This window comes from Mesorhizobium sp. M6A.T.Ce.TU.002.03.1.1 (genome assembly GCF_003997275.1).
Classification (GTDB): domain Bacteria; phylum Pseudomonadota; class Alphaproteobacteria; order Rhizobiales; family Rhizobiaceae; genus Mesorhizobium; species Mesorhizobium mediterraneum.
Window position 1 is genome coordinate 1 of sequence record NZ_RZTI01000162.1, and the last position, 11,899, is coordinate 11,899.

Here is an 11,899-nt window from a genome sequence, read left to right on the forward strand (position 1 = left end):
ATAAAATCGGCGCCCGCCATCATCGCCACCATCGAGGCGAGCATGACGTTGCGCAGCGTGGCGAGGTCGCCGGTGCCGAGAATAACCTTCAGATGTGCCTCGCCGCAGGCGGCGCGCATCGAGACGATCTCGTTATAGAGTTCCTGCCACTTCGCTCCGAATACCAGGCCGCGCGGGATGACGACGTCGATCTCGTCGGCGCCGTCCCTCACCGACGCTTCAATCTCCTGCAGGCGCGTCGAAAGCGGGGTGAGGCCGTGCGGGAAAGCGGTGGATACGGCGGCGACATGGATGCCGCTGCCGCGCAGCGCCTCGACGGCGGTGGCAACGAAGGGGTGATAGACGCAGACCGCCGCCGGGCGGATCTTTTGACCAGTGATGCCGAGCCCTTCGGCGATGTCGCGGCGGATCGGATCGACCGCCTTGGCGCAGAGCCGGCGCACGCGCTCTTCGGTGTCGTTCGAGTTCAGCGTGGTCAGGTCCATGCAGGCGACGGCGCGCAGCAGCCAGGCGGCCTGGTTGTCGGCCTTGATCGAGCGCCGCTTGGTCAGGCTGGCGACACGCCGCTCCAGCGCCGAGCGGTTGACGCTGCGCATCGATTCCATGAAGCCGAGATCGAGCTTCATGCCGGGATTGCGGGCAATACCGTGCGCTTGCGGCGCCGGTGCATTGGCGGCGGTGCGCGCTGGCAGCGGCGTGATCTTGGACGCACCGAGATCGGCCTCGCGGATCGTGCTGCTCATCTCCTGCCCTTTCGTTCGACGACTTGTGCCGAAGATAGACCGTGAAGCAGCGCTTCACGAGTCCTTCAGGCCGTCATAGTTGAAAAAGGCGACGAAAGCAGCAGATTTTTGACCGTACGGTCAAAACCTGCATGAGGCGGACGCCGCAGCGTCCCGGCGCCTCAGCCGACGAAAGCGCGCTCGACGACGAAGCTCGCCGGATGATGCAGCGAACCTTCCTGGAAGCCGAGGCTTTCGGCAAGTTCCTTGACGTCCTTGAGCATATGCATCGAGCCGCAGATCATGATGCGGTCGGTCTCAGGATCAAGCTTGTCGATGCCGAGGTCGGTATAGAATTTACCCGAGCCGATCAGCGCGGTGATGCGGCCCATGCGCTCGGAGGTTTCGCGCGTCGTCGAATTGTAGAGCGTGACGCGGCCGCCGGTCAGATCGCCGATCAGCGGATCGTTCTCCAGCGCCGCGACCAGCTCCTGGCCGTAGGTGAGCTCGGCGATGTCGCGACAGGTGTGAGTCAGGACGACTTGCTCGAACTTCTCATAGGTATCGGGGTCGCGCAGCAGGCTGGCGAAAGGCGCGATGCCGGTGCCGGTCGAGATCATGAACAGGCGCTTGGCCGGGGTCAGCGCGTCGACCACCAGCGTGCCGGTCGACTTCTGCCGCATGATGACGGTGTCGCCGATCTCAATCTTCTGCAACTCCGAGGTCAGCGGGCCATCCGGCACCTTGATCGAGAAGAATTCCAGCTCGTCGTCCCAAGCAGGGCTGGCGATCGAATAGGCGCGGTACACCGGCTTCTCGGCGTTGGGCAGGCCGATCATGACGAACTCGCCGGAACGGAAGCGCAGCGACTGCGGCCGGGTGATGCGGAACGAGAACAGCCGGTCGGTATAGTGCTTCACCGAGACGACGGTCTCGGCATAGACATTGGCCGGTATAGGGAACTGCAACGGCCGGGCGTCGGCGGTGTTGAGCGCGGATGTGGTGTTCATCAAACCTAACCTTCTGGCCCGGGCTCAAGACCCAATCTTCAGATGGGCGCCAAACCTTCTCCTGCGCGCCCGAACCGATCAGGTTCCGGCGTGCCGTTTGCACACTGCGAAGCGGTAAGCTCTTGTGTCCGGAATTTATTAGTATACAAATGATATTTGCGTCAAGACGCCAGCGTGAAACACCTTTCCAAACTGAGACATATCAGTAGTCCGGGCATTTCGGGTTTCGACAATGAAAGAGAATTTTTCGGCGCAGACGCTGGATTCCCTGGGCAGTGTCGTCGCCGGCATCGACGTCGGCGGAACTTTTACCGACCTGCTTCTGATCGACGGCCGTGGCGGCGGCCGGGTGCATATCGCCAAGACCCCGACCACTATCGACAACCAGGCCTTCGGCGTCGTCTCGGCGCTCGGCGCCACCGGCTTCCCGGTCGACGGCATCGACCTCATCGTGCATGGCACGACGACCACCACCAACGCAGTTCTGGAACGCCGGCTGGCTAAGACCGGCATGATCACCACGCGCGGCTTTCGCGACGTCATCGAGCTTGGCCGGCGGACACGGCCGCAGGCCTATGGCATGACGGGCACCTTCGTCCCGATCATTCCGCGCAATCTGCGGCTTGAAGTGTCGGAGCGCGTCGAAGCCTCGGGCGCGGTGCGCATTCCGCTCGACGAAGCCGAGATGCGCGACGCGGTGAAAAGCCTGATCGAGGCCGGCTGCGAATCCCTCGTCATCCATTTCCTGCATTCCTATGCCAATCCGGCGCATGAGCGGCGGGCGGCCGAGATCGCCGCCGAGCTTTGGCCAAACGGCTACATCACGTCAGGCCACGCATTGCTGTCGGAAGCGCGCGAATTCGAGCGCGGCGTGACCGCCTCGGTCAACGCTTCGGTGCAGCCGATTCTCGAACGCTATGTCGAGCGGCTGCGCAAGGAATTGGGATCGCAAGGCTATGCCCGCGACTTCCTGATCATGAACGGCAATGGCGGCATGATCTCGGCCCGCTTTGTCACACGTGAGTCGGCCAAGACCGTCATGTCCGGCCCGGCCTCCGGTGTCATTGCCGCCGCCTATACGGGAAAACGCGCCGGCTTCGAAAACCTCGTCACCTACGACATGGGTGGCACCTCGACCGACGTGGCACTGATCCGCAATGCCGAGCCGGCGGTGTCGAACGAGATCGAGATCGAATATGCGATGCCGATCCATGTGCCGATGGTGGCGGTGCATACGGTCGGCGCCGGCGGCGGCTCGATCGCCCGCGTCGATGCGGCAGGCCTGATCCAGATCGGCCCTGAAAGTGCCGGCGCCAATCCCGGCCCGATCTGCTACGGGCGCGGCGGCAACGAGCCGACCATCACCGATGCCAATCTGGTGCTCGGCCGGCTGGCGCCAAAGAAGCTGCTTGCGGTCGAGAATCCGGTCACCGTCGAGCATGTCACCGGCATCTTCGAGGACAGGATTGGCCGTGCCACCGGCCTGTCCGGCGTCGAGGCGGCGGGAGCGGTGCTGCGACTGGGCAACATGAGGATGGCCGGCGCCATCCGCATGGTCTCGGTGTCGCGCGGCCACGACCCGCGCGATTTTGCGCTGTTCGCCTTCGGCGGCGCCGGGCCGCTGCATGCGACGGCACTGGCGCGCGAGCTCGGCCTGCCCAAAGTGCTGGTGCCGGCACGGCCGGGTATCACCAATGCGCTCGGCTGCGTCGTCGCCGATCTCAGGCACGACTTCGTCAACACGGTCAACCAGCCGGTGGCGGAGCTCGATGAAACCCAACTTCACGCAGTATTGGAACGGCACCGAAACGAAGGCGAGGAGTTGATCGGCAAGGAAGCGGTAAAGCCGGAGACGATCCGGGTCACGCATTCCGCCGACATGCAGTTCGTCGGTCAGACCCACATCATCAACGTGCCGCTGCCGTCGTCCGCGGTGACGCGCGCGGTGCTGCAGCAACTGTTCGAAAAGGCCTATTTCGCCCGCTTCAAGGTCGAGCTGCCGGAGATCCGCGCCAATCTGGTCAATCTCAACACCTCGGTGACGGGTGTGCGGCCGGCGATCGATCTGTCCCGGCTGATCGACCCGGCTGGCCGCGCCAGAACGCTCGATGAGGCGCGCCGCGAGATCCGGCCGGTCTGGTATGGCGGGCGCTGGCACGACACGCCGGTCTATAGCAGGGAGAAGCTGCCGCTCGACGCCGTTATCGAAGGGCCCGCGATTCTTGAGCAGATGGACGCGACCACCGTGCTCGAGCCCGGCGACCGGGCGCGATCGGACGCCGACGGCAATATCATCATCGACATTGGTGAGGCCTGAGATGGAAAAGCTCGACGCTATCACGCTTTCGGTCATCCAGGCGGCGCTGCAGCAGGTCTGCGACGAGATGGACCTGACGTTCTCGCGCGCCGCCTTTTCGCCCGTCATAGCCGAGGCCAACGATCGCTCCGACGGCATCTATTCCGCCGTCGACGGATCGCTGATCGCGCAAGGCAGCCAGGGTCTGCCGGTATTCGTCGGCGTGATGCAGTATTCGACTAGGACGGTGATCGAGATGATCGCCGACGGCCGTTGCCTGCCGCCCGAGCCAGGCGATATCTACATCGTCAACGACCCCTATCTCGGCGGCACCCACCTGATGGATGTGCGTTTCGCCATGCCGGTCTACAGGGATGGCAAGATTTTCTGCTGGCTGTCGAACACCGGCCACTGGCCTGACATTGGCGGCTCGGTGCCGGGCGGCTTTTCCGCCTCGGCAACGGCGGTCGAGCAGGAGGGCCTGCGGCTGCCGCCGGTGAAACTGTTCAAGAGGGGCGTGCTCGATCGCGAGATCTACGCCATCATCTGCTCGAACATCCGCGTCGCCGACCAGCGCATCGGCGACATCCGGGCGCAAGCGGCAGCACTGCTGATCGGCCAGGACCGGCTGAACGGAATCCTGGATCGTTACGGCGACGAAACGGTTGTCGAGGCGATCGCCGAACTGCGCCGCCGCGCCGCCGAGCAGATGCGCGCCAACATATCAGCCATTCCCGATGGGATTTATCGCTCGCAGGCCTTCGTCGATTCCGACGGGGTGGTGAACGAGCCACTGACAATCGCGCTTGCTGTGGAGAAACAGGGCGACACGCTCAGCTTCGACTTCTCAGGCTCGTCGAAGCCTTGTGCCGGGCCGATGAACAGCGTGCTGGCGACGACCTTGTCGTCGGTCTATCTCGCCATGCGCCACATTTTCCCGGATGTGCCGATCAGCGCCGGCGCCTTCGAGCCGCTGATCGTCAAGCGGCCGGAAGGCACCTTCCTCGATGCCAAATATCCGCGACCGGTGTCCGGCTGCGCGGCCGAGGTTTCGCAACGCATCGCCGAGGCGGTGTTCGCGGCCATGGTGCAGGCCCTGCCGGACAAGGTCACGGCGGCCCCGGCCGGCTCCAGCGGCAATTTCGCGCTCGGCGGCAACGATCCGGCCCGCGGCCGCGACTACGTCATGTACCAGATCTCCGGCGGCGGCTATGGCGGCAATGCCGGTCATGACGGCCTGACCAATGGCTGCTCGACCATCGGCATTTCCAAGTCGCCGCCGGTCGAGATCATGGAGCAGGCCTTCCCGGTGCTCTATCGCCACTATGCCTTGCGCGAAGGCTCGGGCGGCGCCGGCAAGCATCGCGGTGGTTTTGGACTCGCCTATGAGGTCGAGATCCTGCGTGGCGACGCCCGCGCCTCCTTCGTCATGGACCACGGCCGCTTCGGCCCGCAGGGCGCGCTCGGCGGCAAGGACGGCGCGGTCAACACGGTGACCGTGTTCCGCGACGGCAAGGAACATGTGCCGCCGCACCTCTCCAAGGAGCAGGACATCGCGCTGAAGGCCGGCGACCGTGTGCGCGTCGGCACGCCGGGTGGCGGCGGCTATGGCGATCCGTTGCAGCGCGATCCGGAACTGGTGCTGAGGGATGTGGCCTTGGGATACTATACGCCCGAGGAAGCCGATGGAAAATTCGGTGTCGCTCTGTCGGCGGACAGGCTGGCGATCAATCGGGCTGCGACGGACAAGAAGCGCGCCGCCAGCTAGTGTCGCTGGTCCGCGCAAACGCCGACCTCCCTGTGCGCCGTGATCGCCGCAGGGCATGTCGTTTCCGTCTCCGCCGGGGGCACAAAACCCCGTAGACTTGCCCTGTCAACGGAGATCTGGATCATGCGCCTTTTCGGTCGTTTCGTGCTTGCCGCGTCCGTCGCCCTGGCTCTCGCAACCGGCGCCGCCTCTGCCCAGGACAAGAAACTCAGGCTTGGCACCGAGGGCGCCTATCCGCCCTTCAACTATGCCAATGCCGACGGCACGCTGGGTGGGTTCGACATCGATCTCGGCAAGGCGCTGTGTGCTGAGATGAAGACCGAATGCGAATTCATCGTGCAGGATTTCGACGGCTCGATTCCGGCACTGCAGGCCGGCAAGTTCGACGCCATCATCAACATCACCATCACGCCGGAACGGGCCGAGAAGGTCGACTTCACCCACAAATACTACCAGACGCCGCCGGCTATCGCGGTGCCGAAGGATTCGACTGTCACGGGCACCTCGCCCGAGGATCTGAAAGGCAAGGCGCTGGGCGTGCAGAGCGCGACGATCTACCAGAATTTTGCCGAGCAGAAATATAGCGGCTCCACCATCAAGCCCTATCCGACCGGCGACGATGCCCGCACCGACATGGTCAATGGCCGTCTCGACGCGGTGATGGACGGTTCTGTCCTGCTGACCGAATGGCTGAAGAAGCCTGAAGGCGCCTGCTGCAAATTGCTCGGCACCTTGGCCCCCGACCCGGCTATCCATGGCCCAGGCGTCGGCATCGCCCTGCAGAAGGGCAACAAGGATCTGACCGACAAGCTCGATGCCGCGATCGACGCGTTGCGCGCCAACGGCAAATACAAGGAAATCAACGACAAGTACTTTTCCTTCGACGTCTACGGCGAGTAGGCGGAGACGCATAAAGGCGTTCGGGAGCGAGCGCTAAGCCTTCTTGTAACCGGAAGAAAAACTCGTGCCGGAAAGACGCTCGCCCTTCTACAACAGCATCGTCGGGCTCGGCGCGACGATGGGCCGGGTCGGCGGCGATTTCATCTCGGCAAAATATTACTCCGGCATTGCAGACGAGCATCTGAACACCCGCAAAAATGTCGGTGTCCAGGACCTCAGCACCATGGGCAAGATGGACATCAAAGGCCCGGACGCCGAGGCCCTGGTCAACCATGTCATCGTCAACGATGCCGCTGCCATGCGGCCGGGCCAGGTGCGTTATTCGACCGTCTGCCGCGAGGATGGCGGCATCATGGATGACCTCACCGTGTTCAGGCTCGGGCCCGAGCATTTCATGCTGGTGACCGGCTCCGTCAACCGCCAGAAAATGCTGCCCTGGCTGCTGCATCACGCCGAGCGCCGAAAAGCCTATGTCACCGACATCACGGCGGCCATCGCCTTTCCGACGATACAGGGGCCGCGCTCGCGCGAGCTACTGAAAGTGCTGGTGCAAGACGCCGACCTGGATGGCCTGAAACGCTGGTCGTTCACATCAGGGCGGATCGGCGAGACGAAGCTGCTGATCTCGCGCACCGGCGTGACCGGCGAGCTCGGTTTCGAGCTTTTCGTGCCGGCCGACGAGGCCACTGCCGTCTGGGACATGCTGATGCGGGCCGGCCGCGATTTTGGCCTGAAACCCTATGGCGTGCTGGCGATGTTCACGCTGGGGCTGGAGAAGGCCTATCCGGCGCATGGCATCGACATGGACGAGAGCCGCACGCCGTTCCATGTCGGCCTTAACAGCTGGATCAAGTTCGACAAGGGCGATTTCGTCGGCCGCGAGGCCTTGCTCAAAGTTCGCGACACAGGCGTCGACGAGCGCTGGACCGGGCTGACCGTCGAAGGCAGCACACCGGCGGCGGCGAATGCGCGGGTTCTGGCCGGCGGCGAGGATGCCGGCGTCGTCACCTACAGCGACCACGGCTATTCGCTGGGTACGGTGCTGGCGACCGCGCATCTTCGGCTGCCATTCACGCAGATCGGAACGGAACTCAGCATCGACATCGATGGCACGCCAACACGCGCGGTGGTGTCGCCGATGCCGTTCTTCGATCCGGAAGGGATCAGGCTGAGGGCTTGATCTACCCCCTATGATCCAGCCTTGCGACCAGCCGGTCGCCGGCCCACTGGATGCCGCAGACCAGGATGATCAGGACGATGACCACGGCGACCATGACTGACGTCTCGAAGCGCTGGTAGCCATAGCGGATGGCGAGGTCGCCAAGCCCGCCGGCACCGATGGCGCCGGCCATCGCCGAGGCGCCGATCAGCGTCACCAGCGTGACCGTGAAGCCGGCGACGATGCCGGGCAGGGCTTCCGGCACCAGCACCTCGCGGATGATCGTCCAGCGGTTGCCGCCCATGGCGCGCGCCGCCTCGATCAGTCCGTGGTCGACCTCGCGCAGCGACACTTCGGCGATGCGGGCATAGTAGGGCGTGGCCGCGATCGACAGCGGCACGATCGCAGCCCAGGTGCCGATCGAGGTGCCGACGATCAGCCGTGTCACCGGGATCAGCGCGACCAGCAGGATGATGAACGGCACCGAGCGGAAGCCGTTAATGACAGCGCCGAGGACGCGATTCACCCACAGGCTTTCGGCGATGCCGCCGCGGTCGGTGGCGACCAGCGCCAAGCCGAGCGGCAGTCCGAAAAGCAGCGAAATGAATCCGGACGCGGCCGTCATCAGGATCGTCTCCCAGATCGAACGCAGCAGGAGCTCAAGCAAAACTGGCGACATGGCCAAGCACCTCCACCCGCGCCTCGCGGGCTTTCAGGAACGCGATCACCCGCGTCAGATGGTTTGCGTCGTTGCCCGGCACGGCCAGGAACAGCGTTCCGACAGGCTGCCGCTGGACATGGTCGATGCCGCCATGCACGAGGCGGAACGGGCCGGGCACGGCAGCGGCGAGGTCGGACAGGAGCGGCCTACGCGCCGCCTCGCCCGCCACGTCGATCCTGAGAACCGCCTCATCGCCCTCCGCCGTCATTAGCCGGCGTGCGATCTCCGCCGGCAATTGCGGCCGGATGCCGCTAAGCAGGCTCTGGGTGATCGCCGACTTCGGATCGGCAAAGACCGACCACACCGGCCCTTCCTCGACGATGCGGCCGGCGTCGATCACCGCGACGCGGTCGGCGATCGAGCGGATCACCTCCATCTCGTGGGTGATCAGCAGAATGGTCAGGCCGAGCTGCCGGTTGATGTCTTTCAGCAAGGCAAGGATGGAGCGGGTCGTCTCCGGATCCAGCGCCGAGGTGGCTTCGTCCGAGAGCAGCAGCGCGGGCCGGGCGGCAAGCGCCCTGGCAATGCCGACGCGCTGCTTCTGGCCGCCCGACAGCGATGCCGGATAGGCTTTCGCCTTCTCCGACAGGCCGACGAGCTCGAGCAGCTCGGCCGCGCGCGCCAGACGTTCGGCCCTGGGACGGCCTTCGATCTTGAGCGGCAGCGCCACATTGTCCTCGACGGTCTTGGCAGAAAGCAGGTTGAAATGCTGGAAGATCATGCCGATGCGCCGCCTGAGCGGCTGCAATTCGCGCTCGCCGAGCCGGCTGATCTCGCGGCCTTCGATGAAGACCTGGCCGGAATCCGGCCGCTCCAGACCGTTGAGGCAGCGGATCAGCGTCGACTTGCCGGCGCCGCTGCGGCCGATGATGCCGAGAATCTCGCCCTTCTGCACAGCGAGCGACACGCCGTCGAGCGCCGGCGTCGCGCCGAAGCGGCGCTTCAGCCCGGTGAGCCGCACGACGTCCTCCGGCCGCTCCGGGGTGCCGACCGGTATCTTGGCAGTTGCGGGGAAATGCTGGTTCATGGCCGTTCCTGTTTCGGCGGTCCGTAGAATAGGATTGCGGCCCGCGCGCTGGGCGCGGACCGCTTTTTTCATATCCCGGGACGCCCCGGACCCATGTCGCATCAATAGGCGCTGAGGCCGGTGCCCTTGTAGACCTTGTCGAACTCGGCCTTTACCGCCTCGTTCTGATAGGAAGCCACCAGTGTCTTCACCCAGGGCTCGTTCTCGTTGCCGGCCTTCACCGCAATGAAATTGCGATACGGATTGTCGGCGATCGGCTCCTGCGCGATGCGGTTTTCGGGGGTCAGGCCGCTTTTCAGGGCCCAATCCGTGTTGACCACGGCCGCGTCGAGGTCTTCCACCGAACGCCCGACGATGCCGGCGTCGAGCTCCTTGATGACCAGTTTCTTCGGGTTGTCGGCGATATCGGCCGTTGTCGCCAGGATACCGGTGCCGTCCTTCAGCTTGATGAGGCCCTCATTCTGCAGGACGCGCAGCGCCCGGCCTTCATTGGACGGGTCGTTCGGCACTCCGATGACGGCGCCCTCGGACAGCTCGGCAACCTTCGCGTATTTCTTGGAATAGAGGCCGATCGGCCAGACCCCGGTATAGCCGACGGGGACGATGTGATAGCCTTGTGTCTTGATCTGATTGTCGAGATAGGGCTTGTGCTGGAAGGCGTTGGCGTCGATTTCGCCACGTTCCAGCGCCTCGTTCGGCTGGGTGTAATCGTTGAACACCACGGTCTCGATCGTCAGCCCTTTCTCGGCCGCCTGCGCGGTGACGACGCGCCACACGTCTTCATCCTCGCCGCTGATGATGCCAACCTTGATCGCCTTCTTGTCCTCGGCAAAGGCCGAACTGGGCGTAGCCAAGCCGGCAATTGCGACAGCCGAAGCGAAAAGTAATGCAAGACTTGTGCGGCGATTTATAGTTGCCGAAAAGGACGACAGCAAAGTGTTGGTATTCCTGATCATGATGAATCCCGTCCGTTGTTAGATCATGGTGGCCAAGCCAAGTGCGAAGCCTTATGCACAGCATCGAGGATGCTGGCCGCCGGATCAAAGAACCGCGTTTCTCGCCAGATGCGAAGCCGGGAATATTCTCTCAAAGATTATGCGATTGCGAGCACAGGGGCGCTTACCGCGTGCATCGTGTAGGCGGGGCACGCCATTTTTTGGCGAGATCCCTTGGCGCAACCAGACGCAACGCGGTCGCTTTCCCGGTCCGCGCTTTTCCCGCTCAGAGCCACCGCCGCACGCTTTGCCTGTAGTCGCGATACGCATCGCCGAAGCGCCGCTCGAGATAGGCCTCCTCGCGGGCGACGACGCCGTAGCGGATCAGGATGGCAAGCGGCAGCGTGAGGACAAGGATCCAAATATTCTGCGCGGCCACGCCGATGCCGGCGTATACGAGGAACATGCCGAGGTAGATCGGATTGCGCGTCCATCCGTGGATGCCGGTCGTCACCAGCACGCGCGTCGGCTCATTCGTCGGCACCGGCGTCGCAGCTAGAGAGAAGTTGCGAATGCCCGCGATGAAAAGCGCAAAACCGATCAGCATCAGCGAGCCGCCGATGATCCAGGCCCCCGCAACCGGGAACGGCAAACGCAGCAGGCGATCCAGGACGAAGCCAATCAGAAGAGCAGCGAGAAAGAGCAGGGGCGGTCTCGCGATGACGCCTGCGGTTTCGGTGTCGGTTTGCCCAGCCATTGCCATGTCTGCTCCCGCAGATGCTTGAGGCGCTACGAAGCCCATAGCCGCCTAGAAACGACAACTAAGGTGTCATTCTAGAAGTTGACAACAGCGGTGTCAATCGAGGAAGTTGGCCTAGGCAAAGGGAACGGAAGCGATGGCGTCGGCACGACACGGGACTGGGGCGGACCCCATCGTTGACGGCAAGGCCGAGGCGATCACCGAGCTGATGCTCGAAGTGGCCCAGTGCTTCTTCAGGATACGGGCTCTCGGCCAGAAGACCGGGCTCATCACCAGTTGGGGCGGCGGTGCGTTCGGCTTCATGCGAAGCCTGGCGCTGCTTGGTCCGCTCACCGTGCCGCAGATCGCCCAGATGCGGCCCACCAGCCGTCAGCGCATGCAGCGGCTTGCGGATGAGCTTGCGGCCGAGGGGCTCGTCGAATTCATCGACAATCCGAAGCACCGGCGCTCGAAGCTTGTGCAGCTGACGCGCAAAGGCGACGCGCGCTACGGCGAGCTGACCGCCCAGCTCATGGGGATAGCCTCGACCATGGGCGTCGCTCTCGACGAAGCCGATATCCGCAAGAGCGCCGAGATCGTGCGGCAGCTCAGCGACGAGGTG

11 protein-coding genes are annotated in these 11,899 nt (G+C 64.1%); 5 read left to right on the forward strand and 6 right to left on the reverse strand.

Annotated features, from left to right (window positions below):
* Together EOC93_RS29715 and EOC93_RS29720 are read right to left on the reverse strand one after the other, a co-directional pair.
* A partial coding sequence (locus EOC93_RS29715) for a deoxyribose-phosphate aldolase (RefSeq protein ID WP_127206391.1) occupies positions 1 to 743 on the reverse strand: 743 nt, incomplete at its 3' end.
* Positions 744 to 904: 161 nt separating this feature from the next.
* The gene (locus EOC93_RS29720) at positions 905 to 1,732 is read right to left on the reverse strand and encodes a ferredoxin--NADP reductase (RefSeq protein WP_126104134.1); all 828 of its coding nucleotides are present in this window, start codon (positions 1,730 to 1,732) and stop codon (positions 905 to 907) included.
* A gap of 232 nt (positions 1,733 to 1,964) precedes the next feature.
* Between EOC93_RS29720 and EOC93_RS29725 the strand changes: the two genes are divergently transcribed.
* The 4 genes from EOC93_RS29725 (at position 1,965) to EOC93_RS29740 (ending at position 7,876) form a co-directional block, all read left to right on the forward strand.
* Positions 1,965 to 4,049, forward strand: a complete 2,085-nt coding sequence (locus EOC93_RS29725) for a hydantoinase/oxoprolinase family protein (RefSeq protein ID WP_127206392.1) — start codon at positions 1,965 to 1,967, stop codon at positions 4,047 to 4,049.
* 1 nt (position 4,050) lies between these two features.
* Complete coding sequence (locus EOC93_RS29730) at positions 4,051 to 5,796, forward strand: hydantoinase B/oxoprolinase family protein (RefSeq protein WP_127206393.1); 1,746 nt, start codon at positions 4,051 to 4,053, stop codon at positions 5,794 to 5,796.
* A gap of 123 nt (positions 5,797 to 5,919) precedes the next feature.
* Entirely contained in the window at positions 5,920 to 6,696 is a 777-nt protein-coding gene (locus tag EOC93_RS29735; protein ID WP_127206394.1) for an ABC transporter substrate-binding protein, read from the forward strand.
* Positions 6,697 to 6,760: 64 nt separating this feature from the next.
* Positions 6,761 to 7,876: an aminomethyltransferase family protein gene (locus EOC93_RS29740; protein WP_127206395.1), complete on the forward strand. Its 1,116-nt coding sequence runs from the start codon at positions 6,761 to 6,763 to the stop codon at positions 7,874 to 7,876.
* Position 7,877: 1 nt separating this feature from the next.
* Here the strand turns inward: EOC93_RS29740 and EOC93_RS29745 are convergent, their stop codons facing one another.
* From EOC93_RS29745 to EOC93_RS29760, 4 genes are all read right to left on the reverse strand, one after another.
* A complete protein-coding gene (locus tag EOC93_RS29745) occupies positions 7,878 to 8,534 on the reverse strand; it encodes a methionine ABC transporter permease (RefSeq protein ID WP_127206396.1) in 657 nt (218 codons plus the stop codon).
* A complete protein-coding gene (locus EOC93_RS29750) occupies positions 8,515 to 9,603 on the reverse strand; it encodes a methionine ABC transporter ATP-binding protein (protein WP_127206397.1) in 1,089 nt (362 codons plus the stop codon). The genes EOC93_RS29745 and EOC93_RS29750 overlap by 20 nt, the downstream gene beginning before the upstream one ends.
* A 101-nt stretch (positions 9,604 to 9,704) precedes the next feature.
* On the reverse strand, positions 9,705 to 10,559 hold the full coding sequence (locus EOC93_RS29755; RefSeq protein WP_127206398.1) for a MetQ/NlpA family lipoprotein: 855 nt from the start codon (positions 10,557 to 10,559) through the stop codon (positions 9,705 to 9,707).
* A gap of 265 nt (positions 10,560 to 10,824) precedes the next feature.
* Positions 10,825 to 11,295, reverse strand: coding sequence for an isoprenylcysteine carboxylmethyltransferase family protein (locus tag EOC93_RS29760; RefSeq protein ID WP_164759327.1), 471 nt, complete (start codon positions 11,293 to 11,295; stop codon positions 10,825 to 10,827).
* Positions 11,296 to 11,434: 139 nt separating this feature from the next.
* Between EOC93_RS29760 and EOC93_RS29765 the strand changes: the two genes are divergently transcribed.
* A partial coding sequence (locus EOC93_RS29765) for a MarR family transcriptional regulator (protein ID WP_127206400.1) occupies positions 11,435 to 11,899 on the forward strand: 465 nt, incomplete at its 3' end.

What these genes read in the sequence shown, in the direction of transcription:
- EOC93_RS29720 (WP_126104134.1), bottom strand. Translation starts at nt 1,732, where the DNA reads ATGAACACCACATCCGCGCTCAACACCGCCGACGCCCGGCCGTTGCAG.
- EOC93_RS29725 (WP_127206392.1), top strand. Translation starts at nt 1,965, where the DNA reads ATGAAAGAGAATTTTTCGGCGCAGACGCTGGATTCCCTGGGCAGTGTC.
- EOC93_RS29730 (WP_127206393.1), top strand. Translation starts at nt 4,051, where the DNA reads ATGGAAAAGCTCGACGCTATCACGCTTTCGGTCATCCAGGCGGCGCTG.
- EOC93_RS29735 (WP_127206394.1), top strand. Translation starts at nt 5,920, where the DNA reads ATGCGCCTTTTCGGTCGTTTCGTGCTTGCCGCGTCCGTCGCCCTGGCT.
- EOC93_RS29745 (WP_127206396.1), bottom strand. Translation starts at nt 8,534, where the DNA reads ATGTCGCCAGTTTTGCTTGAGCTCCTGCTGCGTTCGATCTGGGAGACG.
- EOC93_RS29750 (WP_127206397.1), bottom strand. Translation starts at nt 9,603, where the DNA reads ATGAACCAGCATTTCCCCGCAACTGCCAAGATACCGGTCGGCACCCCG.
- EOC93_RS29755 (WP_127206398.1), bottom strand. Translation starts at nt 10,559, where the DNA reads ATGATCAGGAATACCAACACTTTGCTGTCGTCCTTTTCGGCAACTATA.
- EOC93_RS29760 (WP_164759327.1), bottom strand. Translation starts at nt 11,295, where the DNA reads ATGGCTGGGCAAACCGACACCGAAACCGCAGGCGTCATCGCGAGACCG.